Raw genomic sequence first — 17,135 nt, forward strand, 5'->3', positions numbered from 1 at the left:
CCGCTACCCGTGCACCGCGGCCGAGACGATCAGCCCGATGGCGATGCACATGGCACCCACCACGATGGCCAGCGCGGTGTTGCGCTTCTCGACGATCTCGGCCCACAGGTCGTAGGGCGTGAGCTTGTCGATGACGACGAAGCAGATCCAGAACACCAGCACGCCGATCAAGGCATACAGCAGCGAACCGAACACCGCCGCCGGCCGCAGCCATTCAAAACCCATCATCGTGTTCTCCTCTTGGTCACTTGTGCCCGCCGCCGCCGGTGCTGAAGCCGCCGTAGGAGCCGCCGCCCACGCGGCCGTAGCCGGCGCCGCCGCCGCCCGACTGCACGCACTGGCGGTATTCATTGCTGTTGCTGCCGAAGGTGTCGCGCAGCCCGTCGCAATCATCGCTGCCGCAGCGCGACAGCAGCAGGATCAGCAGCAGCAACAGGCCGAAGATCAGCAGCGGCTTGAGCAGTCCACCGGTGGAGCTGCCCTGCAGCGGCGCACCGTCGCGCTGCAGGCCGGGCAGCCGGTCGTCGGGCAGGCCGAAGCTGCGTGCCACCGTCGCGGCCTCCAGCGCCTGGCCGGCGGACCAGGTGACCTCGTTGCCGGCGGCTTCGCGGTTCAGCCGCTTGCGGGCATCGGCACCCAGGCCCTGGTAGTCGGTGTTGCGGGTGCGCTCGTCGCGCTGCAGCCGCCAGTAGAACTCGCCCAGCACCCAGGTGACGGTGCCGGTGTAGGTGTACAGCGGCTTGTACTGCACGCCCTGCCACTTCATGTGCTGGCCCGCGCGCTCAGGCACGCCGGTGATCGGCCGGGCCCAGCTCCAACCGTCTTCCGCATCCACCAGGAAGGCGAAGCCGGCGGTGCGGTGGTACAGCAGGTATTCGCGCCAGAAGACCTGCTCGTCCTCCGGGTCGTCGGGCAGCTCGGCACGCTCCACGTAGCCCACCACCTGCCAGGGCAGCGGCTCGCCGCCCAGCGCGATGGTGCCGGTGCTGCCCAGCGGAATCTGCGGCGCAGCATGGCCGGCCGGGCTGTCCTGCGTGTAGTGCGCCAGGTCGGCGCCCACGCCCTGCGACAGGTCGACCACCGCGCGGCACTGGCCGCACACGATGCTTTTCGTGCTGTCCAGCCGCCGCTGCAGCGGCGCGCCGCAGTTTGGGCACTCGAAGCTGCGGCCACGCAGCGTCTTCTCGCTGGCTTCCGACAAGCCGGTGAGGGACAGCTCGGCCAGCCGCACCGGCCGGCCGATCGACCAGCCCCGCCGCGGCGCGGCGATGTCGTCCAGCGTGGCCACCTCGTCGCGCGTGTTGCGCAGGTCGGCCACGGTGAACGCGGCGCCCAGCGCCGGCGGCTGCGGCAGCTCGCCCTCGGCGGCCTGCAGCGTGGCCTGCTGCACCGACGCCACTTCCCAGGCCTGGCCGCCGATGCTGCGGCGCTCGCCGGGCCGCAGCTGCGCAGGCGCCGGCGCGTCGGCCGGCGGCGGTGCATCGAAGGCGACGACGTAGCCGCCGTTGTCCTCGCTCAACCAGCCCGAACGGCCGTTGTCGAACAGCGCATGCCACTCGTTCCAGCTGCCGCCGGCATAGGCCATCTGCAGCCGGCCCACGAGCGTGAAGGGCTCGCCCTGCAGCCGGCCGGCCACGCCCAGCTGCAGCGGCGAATGGTCGTCGAACAGCTCGGCGCTCTGGCCGATGCGGCGCAGCGCATCGCCTTCGCGCACCAAGGTGCTGCGGCAGTAGCTGCAGACCGCGCTGGCCGAAGCCGCCGACTGGAAATCGACCGGCGCACCACAGTTCGGGCAGGCCGCGCGCCATGCGCGTTGCGAAGGGGTGTCACCGGGGTTCAGCGCCCTGCGGTCACACCAGCTTCTTCAGCAGCTCCGACTTCTTGGCGCTGAACTCGTCGTCGGTGAGCACGCCCTTGGCGTGGAGGTCGGCCAGCTTCTCCAGCGTGGCCATGACCTCGTCGGGCGCGATGCCGGCGGGCGCGGCCGCCCCCGCCGCGGCGGCGGGCGCCTCGGGCTTCAGGCCCTGGTTGAGCTGCTGCGCCATCACCTGGCCCAGCGCCACGCCGGCGCCCAGGCCCATCGCGTCGCCCACCACGCCGCCGCCGGCAGCCGCGCCCTCGGCGAACTTGGGCAGCGACTGCGCCGTCTGGTACTGCATGAACCTGCCCATGTCGTTGCCGACCATGCCCATGCCGATCTTCTGGTCGAGGATCTTCTGCAGCTCTTCGGGCAGCGACACGTTCTGCACCGTCACGCTTTCCAGCGCCAGGCCCAGGGCCGCGAAGGCCGGCCCGGTGGCTTCGCGCAGCTGGGCCGCGAACTCCACCTGGTTGGCCGCCAGGTCGAGGAAGGGAATGCCGCTGCCGGCCACAGCGTCGCTGATGTGCTGCAGCATCAGGCCCCGCAGCTGGCCGTCCAGGTCGTCCACCGTGTAGGTCTCCCGCGTGCCCGAGACCTGCGTGTGGAACAGCTTCGGATCGACGATGCGGTAGGCGTAGTTGCCGAAGGCACGCAGGCGCACGGCGCCGAAGTCCTTGTCGCGGATGGTCACCGGCTGGCTGGTGCCCCAGCGGCGATCGATCTGCTGCCGCGTGGCGAAGAAGTACACGTCGCTCTTGAACGGGCTCTGGAACAGCTTGTCCCAGTTCTTCAGGTAGGTGAGCACCGGCAGCGTCTGCGTGGTCAGCCGGTGCATGCCGGGGCCGAACACGTCGGCCACCTGGCCCTGGTCGACGAACATCGCCAGCTGCGATTCACGCACCGTGAGCGAGGCGCCGTTCTGGATCTCGCGGTCGGCCATCGGGTAACGCCAGGCCAGCACCCCATCGCGCTGCTCGGTCCATTCGATGATGTCGATGAACTGCTTCTTGATGAAGTCCATCAAGGCCATGGTGACGCTCCTGGTTGCCCGGGGCGGCTGCCCGGGTCGCGGCGAATAATACGCGGCGTGACCACCCCACCTTCCCTCCACCTGGCCATCGTCGGCGCGGGCCCTGCCGGGCTGGCGCTGGCCCTGCTGGCCGCCCGCAACCTGCCTGGCGCGCAGGTCTCGCTGTTCGATGCGCGGCCGACCGACCGCGACGTTTCGGCCGACCCACGCACGCTGGCGCTGTCGCTGGGCAGCGTGCACCTGCTGCAGCGGCTGGGCGCGTGGGAAGGCGGCCGCGCGCAGCCGATCACCGAGGTGCATGTGTCGCAGCAGCCGCCCACGCTGCCTTCGCGGAAGCTGCTGCCGCAGGTGCGCCTGACCGCCGCCGAGCAGGGCGTGCCGATGCTGGGTGCGGTGCTGCCGTACGGCGCCCTGGTGGCCCCGCTGCAGCGCCGCTGGGAAGCCGAGGTGGCGCTGGCGCCGCAGCGGCTGCACACCCGCTTCGGCATGCCGGTGGCCGCCATCAAGGACGTGCCCGGCGGCGTGGAGATCGACGCCGGCGTGGCCGACACCTTCGACCTGGCCATCGTGGCCGAAGGCGGCGTGTTCGCCGAGCGCATGGCGCTGCCGGCGGAACGCGGACAGCGGCTGTCGCACGACTACCGGCAGACCGCCTGGGTCGGCACCGTCACGCTGCAGGGCGGCCGGCCCGGCATGGCGGTGGAGCGCTTCACGCGCCATGGCCCCGCGGCCCTGCTGCCGCTGCCGACAGGCGGGGACGGCCAGGCCCGCGCGGCGCTGGTGTGGTGCGTGCCGGCCGACGACGACCCGGTGAAGGACCTGGACGACACCCAGCGGCTGGCGGTGCTCAACACCATCTTCCCGCCCGACGTGGGCCGGCTGGTGGCGGTGTCGCCGCTGAAGCACTTCGCGCTGGGCCTGGCCGCCGAGCGCACGCTGGTGCGCGGCCGGCAGATCCGCATCGGCAATGCCGCGCAGACGCTGCACCCCGTGGCCGGCCAGGGCCTGAACCTGGGCCTGCGCGATGCCTATGCGCTGGCGCAGGCCCTGCGCCATGCCTGCGAGGCCGCGCGGCTGGCGCACAGCCATGTCGACATCGACGGCGCGCTGCGCAAGGTGGAATGGCAGCGCGGCCTGGACCGCTGGACGATGATCGCCGCCACCGACTTCCTGGCCCGCAGCTTCACCTGGACCTGGCCCGGCATGGCCGCAGCCCGCGGCCTGGGGCTGGCCGTGCTGGACAAGCTGGGCCCGGCGAAGAAAGCGCTGGCGCGGCAGATGATGTTCGGCAGCCGGTAGGCCGCCAGCGGCGCGACGCCCGGGCCTGGTGGCTACAGCCGCCGATGCCCCAACGCCGGCAGCTGCTGCCGCACTGCCGCCAGCCGCGCCGGGTCCAGCTCGGCCATCACCACGCCCTCGCCTTCGGGCTGCACGGCCAGCACCTCGCCCCAGGGGTCGACCACCATGCTGTGGCCCCAGGTGCGGCGGCCGTTCTCGTGCACGCCGCCCTGCGCCGGCGCGATGACGTAGCACTGGTTCTCGATGGCGCGGGCGCGCAGCAGCAGCTCCCAGTGCGCGCGGCCGGTGGTGTAGGTGAAGGCCGAGGGCACGCTCATCAGGTCGCAGGGCGCGGCGCCGGGCTGGAAGCTCATCGTCCGGTACAGCTCGGGGAAGCGCAGGTCGTAGCAGATGGACAGGCCGGCGCGCAGCAGGCCGCCGCCGGGCGCGGGCAGATCGGCCACCACCGGTGCGTCGCCGGGCTCCAGCACCGCGGCTTCGTCGTAGCGCTCGCTGCCGTTGTCATAGCGGAAGAGGTGCAGCTTGTCGTAGCGCGCCAGCAGCTCGCCCTGCGGGCCGTAGACGCAGCAGCTGTTGCGCACGCGGGCGGGATCGGGCGTGGCCAGGGGCAGCGTGCCGCCGATCACCAGCAGCTGGTGCTCGCGCGCCGCGCCGGCCAGGAAGCGCTGTATCGGCCCCTCACCAAGCGGCTCCGCATGGGCCAGCTTGTCGGTGTCGCGCCGGCCCATCAGGCAGAAGTATTCCGGCAGCGCCACCAGCGCGGCGCCCTGCCGCGCGGCCTGCGCCATCAGCCGGGCGGCGGCTTCCAGGTTGCGGTCCACATCCGGCGTGGACACCATCTGCAGGGCGGCGATCTTCATGCGCTTCTCCGGGGGATCGGCATCAGTTGGCGTTGCGGGGCGCGGCGGGGCTGGCGGCCGCGGCGGGCGGGTCGATCTCGGGCAGCGGCGCCCCGATGGCACGCTCCACCTTCTCCACCTTGGGTTCGGCCCAGGTGCCGGTGATGCGGAACTCGCGCGTGCTGGCGGCCATCAGCGGCCGGCGCAGGAACATCTGCGCGACGAAGCTGCCCAGGCCCACCGCCGGATTGATCACCGCATAGGCCAGCGAGGCGGTGCCGGCGTTCAGCTCGGGCACCACGATCACGCGCAGGTCCTGGTTCTCGGCCTCGATGTCGGCGCGGCCTTCCATCAGCACCGCCGCCTGCACGCCGCGCATGCGCAGGTTGTTGGTCTGCGCCACGCCGTCGAGCACGCTGACGTCGCCGTTCACGTTGTCGAACGCGAAGCCCTCGCCGAAGAGGTCGCGGAAGTCCAGCGTCAGCCGGCGCGGCAGCGCCTGCAGGCTCACCACGCCCAGCAGCCGGCCCATGCCCGGCGCCACCTTGAGGAACTGCCCGGCATCCAGCGCCAGGTTGATCTGCCCGCCCAGTGAGGGCACGTGGAAGGCCAGCGGCGAGCCGTCCCATGCGATCTGGCCCTGCATGCGGCCCTTGCCGCCGCGCAGCACCTTGCCCAGGCCCAGCCGTTCGGCGAAGGCGCCGCTGTCGGCCAGGTCTAGCCGGAAGTCCAGCACCATGCGGCTGCGGTTGCGCGCCGCGCCCGACCACTGGCCGGTGCCAGACAGCCGCGCCTCTGGCACCGTCACCTCCAGCTTGTTCAGCCGCCAGTCGCGCGTGCCGGCGGCGCCCCGGTTGACCGCCTCGATCTCCACCCGGCCAAAGCGCTTGCCGGACAGCTCGAAGTCGTCCACCACGATGTCCAGTGCGGGCACGCTGGCCGGCGACTGCGCGAGGTAGGTCTCCACCGTCTGCGCCTCGCTGGGCGGCAGCGACAGGCGCGCCAGCCGCGCATACAGCCGCCCTGCCGCGGCCGAGGCGCGCGCGGGCCGCCATTCGATGTAGCCGCCGAGCTGCTCGGCATCGACGCTGGCGCGCCAGGTGCCGTCGTCGGTCTGGCTGACGCCGGCCACCACGCGGGTGAGCGTGCGGCTGCTGGCGGCCAGCTGCTGCACCTGCAGCGCCAGCGCGCGCGGCAGGTAGGCATGGGCGGCGTCGATGTCGCTGCCGGCGGCGGGCGAGGCCGCGCCGGCCGGCGTGCTGGTGGCCAGGCGTTCCAGCGCGCGTTGCCACTCGTCCACGTCCACGCTGGCCAGCAGCACCTGGGCCTGCACGCCGGCCGTGGGCGTGGGCGCCGGTGCGCGCACGCCGATGCCGCCGCTGAGCACGCGCGGCGCGCCCTCGGCCGGCCATTCGCGCAGGTACTGGGCCTGCAGCACGCCGCCCAGGTCCAGCCGCAGCACATCGCGCGCGGCGGCTGCGCCAGGCACCGGCCGCAGCTCCAGCCGCAGCGGCATCGGCGCATCGGCCTGCTTGCGCAGCGGCGCCGGCAGGTCGATGCCCAGGCCGGTGAGCGGGCTGGTCAGCGTCATCTCGGTGTGACCATCGACGAAGGCCAGCGCCAGCCGGTAGGCGAGCTGGCCGCTGAGCACGCCCGCCAGGCGGGTGGCGCCGCCCAGCTCGGTGGCGCGGCGCAGGCCGTCTACCGTCGCGGTGCCCTGGCCGCTGAAGCGCAGCGATCCATCGGGCTGGCTGCCGCCTTCCACTGCCAGCTCGCCGCCCAGCGCGCGGGCGGTGGTGCCCACCAGCTTCAGGCCGTCCTGGGTGAAGTCGATGCGGCCACGGGCGGCGGAAAGTACCGGCACGTCGGGCCGCAGGCGCAGCTCATTGCCGGCCAGGGTGACGCTGCCCTTGACCTGCGTCTGCTCGGGGTCGTCCAGCGGGATCTGCAGCGCCAGCCGCAGGTCGGCATTGCCGCTGGCGGTGGCGGTGGACAGGCTGCGGTCGGTCCATTCGTCTACCGGCGAATTGCGCACGAAGCGCAGCAGCTCGTTGCCCGGCCCGCGCACCAGGCCGTCCATGGCGAGCACCGGCTTGTCCAGGTCGGGGATGCCGCCTTCGATGCGGCTGAGCGCGGCGCCATACACCCGGCCGCTGGCCTGGCGGATGGCCATGGAAGCGCGGTCGAACACCAGCTCGCCGGCCACCTGCTCGAAGGCCGGCCAGGCGGCCTTGGCGGGGTCGGTGCTGCTGGCCTGCAGGCTCAGCGGCACATAGGCCAGGGTGACGCCGGCGACCTTGCCGGCGATGCGGAACTCGCCCTGCTGCGGATCGGAGAACGGGAACTGCCAGAGGTCGCCCCGCACCTTGAAGCTGGCGCCGGTGATGCGGCCGGCCTGCACCGCCTCGGCCACGTAGCTGCGGGTGTCGGCGGGCAGCGCCAGCGGCAGGTAGCGCGCCACGGCGGTGGCCCGGCCCTCCTGCAGCTTGCCGCTCAGCTCCAGCACGCCGGGAAAGCGCTTGCCCGCGCCGTGGCCCTCGCCAGGGCCGGTGCGCCACTGGGCCTGCAGCTCGCCGCGTGCATCGGCGTTGTCGAAGCTCAGGTTCTGCACCTTCACGCTGAGCGGGCTGGCCTCGCCCTCGCGCCGCGCCGGGTCGATGCGCCAGCTCACGTCGGCCTGCAGCCGGTCGAACGGCACCTCGGGCTGCTCGAACACGCCGGGCAGCAGCAGCGCGCCCTGGTCCAGGGTCACCTGGGCGCTGCCGCCGCGCTCGCTGGCGCTGAGCTCGATGGTGGCATTGCGCCAGCCGGGCCGGCCGGGCTCGTCGGCCACGGCCGCAGGCTCCGGCGCCACCGAGACGCCCACCAGCCGCGCGCTGGCGCTGTAGCGCAGCGGGTCCTCGGCCGGGCCGTCCCAGCGGGCGGCCAGGTTGTCCACGCGGCCGGTGGCCGCCAGCCGGGCGAGCGACTCGCGCTGCGCCGCATCCAGCATCGGCAGGCCGGCCGCGATGCGCGACAGCAGCGCCAGGTCCAGCCGGTCGGCGCTCAGCTCGCCGCCCTGCACCACCCGCTGCGCGCCGGTGCCCGATTCGCGCACCGCCAGCGTGAGGTTGCCTTGCGGCCAGCGCAGGCCGTCGGGCGTGGTGAAGCCCAGCTGCTGGGCCGACAGCCGCCAGCCGCGGTCGTCGTGCTGGCCCTGCAGCCGGCCCTGCAGTTGCTCGAAGGCCAGCGGCTCGGCCTGCGGCCCCAGCCGCAGCGCCACCTCGCGCAGCGCCAGGTCGGCGGTGGCCGCGCGCACGGTGCCGTTGGCCACCTCGGCCCACAGGCGCAGCGCACCATCGCCGGCATCCAGCTCGAAGGGCAGGTCCACGTGGCGGCGCAGCTGAGAGACGTCGGTGCGCGGCAGGTCGGCATACACGGTGCCCACCCAGCGCCGCCAGTCGCCGCTGCGGCTCAGCAGCCGCTCGGTGAAATCGCCGCGCAGCGAGAAGCGCTCGCCCCAGCCCGCGGGCGGCGTGGCGTCCAGCCGCAGCGCATGCCGGCGCAGCCGGTTGCGCACGACGAAGTCCACGTCGGTGAGTTCCAGTGCGGGCAGGTCGCGCAGTTCATCCGTCCAGCGCAGCGCGCCGCCGCGGATGGCGAATTCGTGCTGCTCGAAGAACCAGTCCGCCGCCGGGTTCTCGCCGCTGCCCTGGCTGCGCGGCACCTCGATGCCGGCCACGAAGATGCGGCCCTGCCGGTCACGCCGCACGTCCAGCTGTGCGCCTTCGATCAGCAGCTGCTCGAAGCGCAGCTCCAGCGCCAGCAGCGAGCGCGCGGACACGGCCGCCGCCACCCGCGGCAGGCGCAGCGCCTCGCGCCGCTGGGCATCGTGCAGCACCACGTCGGTCAGGCGCAGCGAAGGCACCCAGCCGCTCGATTCCACCTGGATGCCGCCGATGGTGACCGGCACGCCCAGCACCCGGCTGGCGCGGGTTTCTATCGGGCCGCGCCATTCATCGACGTGGGGCAGAATTCCCCAGTACAGAGTCAGCCAAGCGATGAGCAATAAGCTCCAGCCCGCGACGACGACGGCGGCCAGCACACGCAGCAGGTTCCTGGCCCATCGCCAGCGGGGCGGTACCAGGGCGGCATCGGCAGAAGCCAGAGGGGACGGAGGCATCGAATGAAATCACGCCAGGCAGCGGCCATCGGACATGGCCGGGACAGACGACGCCCCTGGGCCGTGGGCAGTTGCCTCGGGTGCTCGGCAATCTAGCACAGGCATTTCCGGGCCCGGCGGCCCGCCCGGCGCACACCGCCGCCCTCGAAGCGCCTCATCCGGGCCGTTACATCCACGCTTGCAGACCTCGTCCTTCAACATGCCTCTGCCCACGGCCGACCACAGCCGCTTCGTCCAGCGAATCCGCCGCCGCTATGCCGCCGAGACGGCCCTGCTGCCTGTTGGCATTCCGCATGCCGACGCCATCCAGGCGCTGATCGACCGCCTGCTGGCCGATGGCCGGCCGCTGCCCTCGGCACTGCGCGTGGCCCGCCAGGTGGTGCTCGAGCGGCTGGCGGTAATGGACGTGGAGCAGGCCGCGTCGCTGGACGACGTGACGCACACCATGACCACGCTGGCCGAGGTGACGCTGGAACGCGCCCTGGCCCAGGCCCGCGCGGACGAGGACGTGCGCCACGGCCCGCCGCTGACGGCCGACGGCCGGCCGGTGGAGCTGTGGATCGTGGGCATGGGCAAGCTGGGGGCACGCGAGCTGAACGTGTCGTCCGACATCGACCTGATCTACGTCTACGAGGAAGACGGCCAGACCACCGGGCCCGAGCCCATCAGCGCGCATGAGTACTTCGCCAAGGTGGTGCGCCGCATCCACACGCTGATCGGCGACACCACCGACGACGGCTTCGTCTTCCGCGTCGACCTGATGTTGCGGCCCAACGGCAACTCCGGCCCGCCGGCCGTCAGCCTGGCCATGCTGGAGGAGTACTTCCAGGTGCAGGGCCGCGAATGGGAACGCTTCGCCTGGCTCAAGAGCCGCGTGGTGGCCCCGCGCGCCGCGGTGGACAGCGGCCGCGCGCTGCAGCTGCGCGACCTGGTCACGCCCTTCGTCTACCGCCGCTACCTGGACTACGGCGTGTTCGAAGGCCTGCGGCAGCTGCACCGCAAGATCCGCGAGGAGGCGCAGCGCCGCGCCGCCGGCCGGCCCGAGCGCGCCAACGACGTGAAGCTGTCGCGCGGCGGCATCCGCGAGATCGAGTTCATCGTGCAGCTGCTGCTGGTGGTGCGCGGCGGGCAGTTCCCCGAGATCCGCACCCGCTCCACGCTGCGCGGTCTGCAGCGCCTGGTGGCGCGTGGATTGATGAAGGCCGCCACCGCCGAGCGGCTGGCCGAGGCCTACACCTTCCTGCGCCGGGTGGAGCACCGCATCCAGTTCCTGGACGACCAGCAGACCCACCTGCTGCCCACCGCCGACCACGACCTGGGCTGGATCGCCGGCAGCCTGGGCCTGGGCACGCCCGACAACCCCTGCGCGCTGCTGCATCACCTGGGCGAGACGCGCGAGTTCGTCGCCACCGAATTCGATGCGCTGCTGCACGACGGCCAGGCGCCCACGCCCAGCGCGCCGGGCCGCAACGGCTGCCGCACCTGCGGCACCGGCCCGCTGCCCATCGACAGCGAGACGCTGCACGAGCTGCTGCCCGCGGCGCTGCGCGAGCGGGTGCAGCGCTGGTCGCACAGCCCGCGGGTGCAGGCCCTGCGCGACGAAAGCAAGCTGCGCCTGGGCCGCCTGGTGCAGCGCGCGGCCAAGCGCATGACCGAAAGCGACTGCACCGGCGACGCGGTGCTGCGCTTCGTCGACTGGGTGGAGCCGCTGCTGCGCCGCGAGAGCTACCTGGCCCTGCTGGTCGAGCGCCCCGAGGTGCAGACCCGGCTGCTGCACCTGCTGGGCCTGGCCAAGTGGCCGATGCGCTACCTGATGCGCCATCCCGGCGTGATCGACGAGCTGGCCGACGACCGCCTGCTGCACAGCCGCTTCGACCGCGCCGCCTTCACGCTGGAGCTGGACGAGCGCTACACGGCTTGGGAGCGCTCGGGCGAGGCTTCCGAGGAAGCGCTGCTGGACACCCTGCGCCGCGCCCACCATGCCGAGGTGTTCCGCACCCTGGTACGCGACGTGGAGGGCCACATCACCGTGGAGCAGGTGGCCGACGACCTCTCCGCGCTGGCCGATGCCACGCTGGACTGCGCGCTGCGCTGGGCCTGGCGCCACCTCAAGCAGCGCCACCGCGAGGAGCCGCGTTTCGCCGTCGTGGCCTACGGCAAGCTGGGCGGCAAGGAACTGGGCTACGGCAGCGACCTGGACGTGGTGTTCCTTTACGACGCCGAGGGCGAGGCCGACCCCGATGCCGCCAGCGAGGTGTATGGCGCCTTCGTGCGCAAGCTCATCACCTGGCTGACGCTGCGCACCGCCGCGGGCGAGTTGTTCGAGATCGACACCGCGCTGCGGCCCAACGGCAACTCCGGCATGCTGGTCACCTCGCTCAATTCGTTCGAGAAGTACCAGGTGGGCCGCGGCAGCAATGCGGCCTGGACCTGGGAGCATCAGGCCATCACACGCGCCCGCTGCTGCGCCGGCGCGCCCGAGCTGTTCGAGCGCTTCGAGGCCATCCGCTGCGCGGTGCTCACCGCCCCGCGCGAGCCCGCGGCGCTGCGCGACGAGATCCACGCCATGCGCGAGAAGGTGCGTGCCGCGCATCCGGTCAAGCCCGGGCGCTTCGACGTGAAGCACAGCGCCGGCGGCATGATGGACGCCGAGTTCGTGGTGCAGTACCTGGTGCTGCGCCATTCGGCCGAGCACCCGGAGCTGCGCCCCAACGTGGGCAACATCGCGCTGCTGCAGCGTGCCGAGGCCGCCGGGCTGCTGCCCGCCGGCACCGGCATGGCCGCCGCCGATGCCTACCGGGAGCTGCGCCGCGCGCAGCACCGCGCACGCCTGGACGAGCAGCCCACGCAGTTCCCGCCCGACACGCTGGCCAAGGAGCACGACGCCGTGCTGGCCGTGTGGCGCGCGGTGTTCGGCTAGATGCTGCTCGCACGGCCGGGCGTGGCCTGGCTGCTGCTGGGCCTGGTGCTGGCGGGCGGCGCGCTGGCCGGCACGCTGTACCCGCGCACGCTGCTGGACTGGCAGCCGGCGCTGGCCATGGCCGAGCCGTGGCGTGCCTTCAGCGCCGCCTTCGTGCACCTGAGCACCCGCCACCTGCTGGCCAACCTGCTGGGCTGCGTGGTGGTGACGGCCTTCGGCCTCATCGCCCGCGTGCCGTGGTGGATCACGCTGGCCTGGCTGCTGGCCTGGCCGCTGGGCCATGCGCTGCTGTGGCTGCAGCCGGCGCTGCAGCACTATGCCGGCCTGTCGGGCGTGCTGCATGGCGGCACCGCGGCGGCCGCGCTGTACGTGGCCCTGCGCGGCCAGGGGCATGAACCCATCATCGGCTGGGGCGTGCTGCTGGGCCTGGGCGTCAAGCTGTACCGCGAGGCGCCCTGGCGCGGCCCGGTGCAGCATGTGGCGGGCTGGGACATTCCCATCGCACCCATCGCCCATGCCACCGGCGCGCTTGCCGCCCTGCTGTGCGCCGCGGCCGCCCTGGCCCTGGCGCGCGCCTTCACCAAGGAACGATCCGGATGACCGAACGAAGAAGCACGCTGGACGGCGCTGCGCTGTCCCTGCTGTTGATGTGCTGCGTGCTGTGGGGCCTGAACCAGGTGGCCACCAAGATCGCGCTGGCGGACTTTCCGCCCTTCACCCAGGCGGCGCTGCGCTCGGCCGGCGCGGCGCTGCTGGTGCTGGCCTGGTCGCGGTTGCGGGGCATCCCGCTGTTCACGCGGGACGGCACCCTGGCCGGCGGCCTGCTGGCGGGCGCACTGTTCGCGGTGGAGTTCGGGCTGATCTTCTTCGGGCTGCAGTTCACCACCGCCTCGCGCATGGTGGTGTTCATCTACCTGGCGCCGTTCGTGGTGGCGCTGGGCATGCCGTTCATCGCGCGGTCGGAGCGCTTGCGGCCGGTGCAGTTCGCCGGGCTGGTCGTGGCCTTCGGCGGCGTGGCCGCGGCCTTTGCCGAAGGCTTCGCCCAGCCCAGCGCCGGGCCCCGGCAATGGCTGGGCGATGCCTGCGGCGTGCTGGCGGCGCTGATCTGGGGCGCCACGACGCTGTCCATTCGCTCCACCCGGCTGGCGGGCGCCGCGCCAGAGAAGACGCTGCTGTACCAGCTGGGCGTGTCGGCACTGCTGCTGGGCGTGGCCGCGCCTGTCGCGCACGAGACGTGGCCGCAGGCGGTGGCGGCGGTATCGTGGGGTGCGTTGCTGTTCCAGACGGTGATCGTCACCTTCGCCAGCTACCTGGTGTGGTTCTGGCTGGTGCGGCACTACGCGGCCACTCGCATCGCCTCGTTCACGCTGCTCACGCCCATCTCGGGCCTGGTGGCCGGGGCGCTGGTGTTGAACGAGCCCATCACGCCCCGGCTGCTGCTGGCCCTGGCCACGGTGGTGCTGGGGCTGGTGCTGGTCAACCGGCGATAGTCAAACCATCAAGAAGGAGACGACCATGATCACGCTCTGCGGTTTTCCGGTTTCGAACTACTACAACAAGGTCAAGCTCGCGCTGCTGGAAAAAGGCATCGAGTTCACCGAGGAATACGTCAACACCGGCTCCAAGGACGAGGCCGTGCTGTCGGCCTCGCCGCTGGGCAAGGTGCCCTTCATCCGCACCGACAAGGGCACGCTGTGCGAAAGCCAGGCCATCGTCGACTGGCTGGAGACCGAATACCCCACGCCCGCGCTGCTGCCGGCCGACGCCTGGGGCCGCGCCAAGCAGCACGAGCTGATCACCTTCCTCGACCTGCACCTGGAGCTGGTGGCGCGCGAGCTGTATGGCGAGGCCTTCTTCGGCGGCACCGTGAGCGACGAGACCAAGCAGCGCGTGCGCCAGAAGCTGGACAAGCACATTCCCGGCTTCCAGCGGCTGGCCTCGTTCAAGCCCTACGTGGCCGGCGAGCACTTCACGATGGCCGACTGCGCGGCCTACACCAACCTGCCGCTGGTGGGCATGGCCACCAAGGCCATCTACGGCGAAGACCTGCTGCTCAAGCACGGCATCGACTGGAAAGCCTATGCCAAGCTGCTGGCCGAGCGCCCGGCGGTGCAGCGGGTGGACGCCGACCGTAAGGCCGACACCGCCGCGCGCATGGCCGCGGCCAGCAAGAAGTAAGCTTCAGCGGGCCAGCGTCAACAGCTGAAAGCACGCGAAGCCGCCCAGCAGCAGCGCCGAGGCCTGGTTCACCCGGCGCTGCCAGCGCGCATCGAAGCGCGTGCGCAGCCGCCCCACCGCGGCGGCGAGCAGCAGCCACCACAGGGCAGAGCCCAGTAGCACCCCGCCCACCATCAGCCACGGCGAGGCCGGTGCAGCGGTGCGGCCGGCCAGCATGCCGAACACTGCCACGAACGACAGGATGGTGGAGGGATTGGCGAGCGTGAGCACGAAGGTGCCCGCCAGCAGGCGCAGCAGCGCGCCGCCGCTGGCCGCCGCCGTGCGTTGCTGCGCGGGCGGCTGGTGCCAGGTGCGCCAGGCGATCACCGCCAGGAACAGCGCGCCGCCGCCGTGCAGCCAACCGCGTGCGCCCAGCAGCCATTGGGTGATCGCCACCACGCCGAAGGCCCCGATGGCGCCATAGACCGCATCGGCCAGCGCGGCGCCCAGGCCGGTGGCCAGCCCGGCAGCGGTGCCGTGCTGCAGCGTACGCTGGATGGCCAGCACCCCGATCTGCCCCACCGGCGCCGCGATGGACAAGCCGATGAGCATGGACTGGGCAAACAGCATGGCGGAGGGCGACATGGCGTGATTGTGCGAAGGCACGACCCGCTTCAGCCAGCGCAGAATCAAGGCCGAACAGCGCAGCACCCGCGCTTTTTCAGCCACAAGGCTCGCATGACAGAAACCGACCCGCCCGTGCGCCTGGACGACAAGGCCTGGCGTCTGCTGCAGGCGCTGCAGGCTGACGGCCGCGCCCCGCTGAAGACGCTGGCCGCCGCGGCAGGCCTGTCGATCCCTGCCACGGTGGAGCGGCTGCAGCGCCTGCAGGCCGCGGGCGTGGTGCGTTCCATCGGCGCGGAGCTGGATCCGGCGCGTGTCGGTTATGGGGTGAAGGCCATCGTCGGCATCACGGCGGCGCAGCCTGGCAAGCAGCGGCTGCTGGCCAAGCTGGCGCAGACGCCGCAGGTGCTGGAGTGCCACCACGTGGCCGGCGCCGACTCCTACCTGATGACGGTGGTGGCGCGCGACCTGCCCGACCTGGAGCGCTTCCTCGGCACCATCAACGGCTACGGCGAGACACGCACGTCCATCGTGTTCTCCACGCCCATCCCGCGGCGCGGGCTGGTGGCGCCGGCCTAGCTTCTTTCGGGCTCGGTCTGGGCTTCGTCCGAGTGGGCGAAGATGTCCCAGGTGGCGATGAACAGCGCCGCCACCGCCGGCCCGAGCACGAAGCCGTTGATGCCGAAGATGGCCATGCCGCCCAGGGTGCTGATGAGCACCACCCAGTCCGGCATCTTGGTGTCCTTGCCCACCAGGATGGGGCGCAGCACGTTGTCCACCAGGCCGATGACAAAGACGCCGTAGGCGATCAGCCCGAAGCCCTGCAGCAGCGCACCCGTGGCCAGGAAATACGCCGCCACCGGGCCCCACACCAGCGCCGCACCCACGGCCGGCAGCAGCGAGAGGAAGGCCATCAGCGCGCCCCACAGCATGGCGCCCTGGATGCCCAGCACCCAGAAGGCCAGGCCACCCAGCACGCCCTGCGTGATGGCCACCACCACGTTGCCCTTGACGGTGGCCCGCACCACGGTGGCGAACTTGCCGATGAGGTTGCGCTTGTGCGCCTCGTCCAGCGGAATGGCCTGGCGGATGCGCATCGACAGCCGTGCGCCGTCACGCAGCAGGAAGAACAGCAGGTACAGCATCACGCCGAAGGCCACCACGAACTGCAGCGTGTTGCTGCCGATGCTCACCGCCTGCGTGGCCGCGTACTGGCTCACCTCGCCGGCGGCGGAGGTGAGCCGCTCCTGCAGCGCGGCGAAGTTGCCCAGGCCGAAGCGGTCCAGCAGCTGCACCAGCCAGCCGGGCAGCGCATCGAAGATCTGCCTTGCGTAGTTGCCCAGGTTCCATTGGCCGGAGCGGATGCGCTCGTACACCAGCGCCGCCTCCTGCACCAGCGAGGCGGTGATGAGCGCGATCGGCAGGATGACGATGACCAGGCAGATGCCCAGCGTGGCCAGCGCGGCCAGGTTGTTGTGGCGGGGCATGCGGCGCAGCAGCCGCCGGTACAGCGGCGAGAACAGCAGCGCCAGCACCGCACCCCAGAACACGGCGCCATAGAACGGCCAGAGGATCCAGCCGAAGGCCACCGTGACGATGAAAAGCAGCAGCAGGAACGCCTTGCGGTGCAACGCGGGTGTGTTCATGTAAGCGAGGCGGCAGGCCCCGGGTGGTCGATGGGCGCCAGCAGCATATCGCCGCCCGGCGGCGCCCAGCGTCAGACGGCGCCGCTGATCGCGGTGCCGGCGGCCGTCAGCCCAGCGCCTCGTCCACCAGCCGCGGCAGGGCCGTCAGCTCGCGCACCACGCCTTCGGGCAGGCCGGCCCAGTCGGCCCAGGGCACCGACACGTCGGCTTCCCCGGCAGGGCGGCGGGCGCTCACCACCAGCGCCAGCGGCGCCTGGGGCGCGCTGCCGGGCCGGTCCATCACCACCGGCGTGCCGCCTTCGGCCGAGGCGAACACGATGAGCAGCGACTCGCCGGCATCGCCCAAGCGCTGCGGCGCGGCCACGTGGGCCAGCACCTGCAGGCCGTGGCGCTGGGCGCTGGCCTCCAGGCGCAGCACGGTTTCCTTCAGGCCATAGCGGCTGTGGCGCAGCGCGGCGCTGCGCTCGTCGGCGCGGCCGTCGCGCGCCTGGGCTCCCATCGACGCCAGCAGCACGGCCGCACAGCCGGTCATCCAGAAGCGGAAAGGTTGCTTCTTCATCGTTGTTCTCCTGCGTCGCGGCCGAGTCTGTCCGGCTT

General features: G+C 72.2%; 14 protein-coding genes. 6 read left to right on the plus strand and 8 right to left on the minus strand.

All coding sequences use genetic code 11. The features are described 5' to 3' along the window. Positions 1-3: 3 nt before the first annotated feature. The 3 genes from LRS14_RS11545 to LRS14_RS11555 all read right to left on the minus strand — a co-directional run bounded on the left by LRS14_RS11545 (position 4) and on the right by LRS14_RS11555 (position 2,891). Positions 4-225 carry a DUF350 domain-containing protein gene (locus tag LRS14_RS11545; protein ID WP_198156923.1) on the minus strand — a complete coding sequence of 74 codons (222 nt, stop codon included), beginning with the start codon at positions 223-225 and terminating at the stop codon, positions 4-6. A gap of 19 nt (positions 226-244) precedes the next feature. Continuing rightward, positions 245-1,714 (minus strand): DUF4178 domain-containing protein, encoded by a 1,470-nt coding sequence (locus LRS14_RS11550; RefSeq protein ID WP_257799618.1) that lies wholly within the window; start codon positions 1,712-1,714, stop codon positions 245-247. Between the two features lie 136 nt (positions 1,715-1,850). After that, positions 1,851-2,891, minus strand: a complete 1,041-nt coding sequence (locus LRS14_RS11555; protein ID WP_046112826.1) for an SPFH domain-containing protein — start codon at positions 2,889-2,891, stop codon at positions 1,851-1,853. Between the two features lie 57 nt (positions 2,892-2,948). On the opposite strand from LRS14_RS11555, the gene LRS14_RS11560 reads away from it, so the two are divergent. Next, complete coding sequence (locus tag LRS14_RS11560) at positions 2,949-4,190, plus strand: FAD-dependent monooxygenase (RefSeq protein ID WP_046112827.1); 1,242 nt, start codon at positions 2,949-2,951, stop codon at positions 4,188-4,190. Between the two features lie 32 nt (positions 4,191-4,222). Here the strand turns inward: LRS14_RS11560 and LRS14_RS11565 are convergent, their stop codons facing one another. Both LRS14_RS11565 and LRS14_RS11570 read right to left on the minus strand, forming a co-directional pair. Next, entirely contained in the window at positions 4,223-5,050 is an 828-nt protein-coding gene (locus tag LRS14_RS11565) for a carbon-nitrogen hydrolase family protein (RefSeq protein WP_046112828.1), read from the minus strand. Positions 5,051-5,072: 22 nt separating this feature from the next. Further along, a complete protein-coding gene (locus tag LRS14_RS11570; RefSeq protein WP_257799619.1) occupies positions 5,073-9,191 on the minus strand; it encodes a YhdP family protein in 4,119 nt (1,372 codons plus the stop codon). Between the two features lie 199 nt (positions 9,192-9,390). Between LRS14_RS11570 and glnE the strand changes: the two genes are divergently transcribed. Genes glnE through LRS14_RS11590 form a run of 4 tightly spaced genes read left to right on the plus strand, consistent with a single transcriptional unit; the run spans position 9,391 to position 14,289 of the window. Next, positions 9,391-12,111 (plus strand): bifunctional [glutamate--ammonia ligase]-adenylyl-L-tyrosine phosphorylase/[glutamate--ammonia-ligase] adenylyltransferase, encoded by a 2,721-nt coding sequence (glnE, locus tag LRS14_RS11575; protein ID WP_046112923.1) that lies wholly within the window; start codon positions 9,391-9,393, stop codon positions 12,109-12,111. Beyond that, on the plus strand, positions 12,112-12,711 hold the full coding sequence (rrtA, locus tag LRS14_RS11580) for a rhombosortase (protein WP_257799620.1): 600 nt from the start codon (positions 12,112-12,114) through the stop codon (positions 12,709-12,711). Further along, positions 12,708-13,601, plus strand: coding sequence for a DMT family transporter (locus LRS14_RS11585; protein WP_046112829.1), 894 nt, complete (start codon positions 12,708-12,710; stop codon positions 13,599-13,601). Before rrtA ends, LRS14_RS11585 begins: the two co-directional genes overlap by 4 nt. Before the next feature lie 25 nt (positions 13,602-13,626). Next, positions 13,627-14,289 (plus strand): glutathione S-transferase family protein, encoded by a 663-nt coding sequence (locus LRS14_RS11590; protein WP_046112830.1) that lies wholly within the window; start codon positions 13,627-13,629, stop codon positions 14,287-14,289. A 3-nt stretch (positions 14,290-14,292) separates the two neighbouring features. On the opposite strand, the gene LRS14_RS11595 is transcribed toward LRS14_RS11590, so the two are convergent. Then, positions 14,293-14,913, minus strand: a complete 621-nt coding sequence (locus LRS14_RS11595) for a LysE family translocator (RefSeq protein ID WP_257799621.1) — start codon at positions 14,911-14,913, stop codon at positions 14,293-14,295. Between the two features lie 93 nt (positions 14,914-15,006). Between LRS14_RS11595 and LRS14_RS11600 the strand changes: the two genes are divergently transcribed. Further along, complete coding sequence (locus LRS14_RS11600; protein WP_198156917.1) at positions 15,007-15,471, plus strand: Lrp/AsnC family transcriptional regulator; 465 nt, start codon at positions 15,007-15,009, stop codon at positions 15,469-15,471. On the opposite strand, the gene LRS14_RS11605 is transcribed toward LRS14_RS11600, so the two are convergent. Next, positions 15,468-16,538 (minus strand): AI-2E family transporter, encoded by a 1,071-nt coding sequence (locus LRS14_RS11605; RefSeq protein WP_257799622.1) that lies wholly within the window; start codon positions 16,536-16,538, stop codon positions 15,468-15,470. The genes LRS14_RS11600 and LRS14_RS11605 overlap by 4 nt on opposite strands. A gap of 106 nt (positions 16,539-16,644) precedes the next feature. Beyond that, on the minus strand, positions 16,645-17,097 hold the full coding sequence (locus LRS14_RS11610; protein ID WP_257799623.1) for a hypothetical protein: 453 nt from the start codon (positions 17,095-17,097) through the stop codon (positions 16,645-16,647). Positions 17,098-17,135 lie beyond the last annotated feature (38 nt).

Source organism: Aquincola sp. J276 (genome assembly GCF_024700035.1).
GTDB classification, from domain to species: Bacteria; Pseudomonadota; Gammaproteobacteria; order Burkholderiales; family Burkholderiaceae_C; genus Aquincola; species Aquincola tertiaricarbonis.

Excerpts from the sequence above, each read along its gene's own strand:
- LRS14_RS11545 (WP_198156923.1), bottom strand. The coding sequence starts at position 225 with ATGGGTTTTGAATGGCTGCGGCCGGCGGCGGTGTTCGGTTCGCTGCTG.
- LRS14_RS11555 (WP_046112826.1), bottom strand. The coding sequence starts at position 2,891 with ATGGCCTTGATGGACTTCATCAAGAAGCAGTTCATCGACATCATCGAA.
- LRS14_RS11565 (WP_046112828.1), bottom strand. The coding sequence starts at position 5,050 with ATGAAGATCGCCGCCCTGCAGATGGTGTCCACGCCGGATGTGGACCGC.
- LRS14_RS11570 (WP_257799619.1), bottom strand. The coding sequence starts at position 9,191 with ATGCCTCCGTCCCCTCTGGCTTCTGCCGATGCCGCCCTGGTACCGCCC.
- glnE (WP_046112923.1), top strand. The coding sequence starts at position 9,391 with ATGCCTCTGCCCACGGCCGACCACAGCCGCTTCGTCCAGCGAATCCGC.
- rrtA (WP_257799620.1), top strand. The coding sequence starts at position 12,112 with ATGCTGCTCGCACGGCCGGGCGTGGCCTGGCTGCTGCTGGGCCTGGTG.
- LRS14_RS11585 (WP_046112829.1), top strand. The coding sequence starts at position 12,708 with ATGACCGAACGAAGAAGCACGCTGGACGGCGCTGCGCTGTCCCTGCTG.
- LRS14_RS11590 (WP_046112830.1), top strand. The coding sequence starts at position 13,627 with ATGATCACGCTCTGCGGTTTTCCGGTTTCGAACTACTACAACAAGGTC.
- LRS14_RS11595 (WP_257799621.1), bottom strand. The coding sequence starts at position 14,913 with ATGTCGCCCTCCGCCATGCTGTTTGCCCAGTCCATGCTCATCGGCTTG.
- LRS14_RS11600 (WP_198156917.1), top strand. The coding sequence starts at position 15,007 with ATGACAGAAACCGACCCGCCCGTGCGCCTGGACGACAAGGCCTGGCGT.
- LRS14_RS11605 (WP_257799622.1), bottom strand. The coding sequence starts at position 16,538 with ATGAACACACCCGCGTTGCACCGCAAGGCGTTCCTGCTGCTGCTTTTC.
- LRS14_RS11610 (WP_257799623.1), bottom strand. The coding sequence starts at position 17,097 with ATGAAGAAGCAACCTTTCCGCTTCTGGATGACCGGCTGTGCGGCCGTG.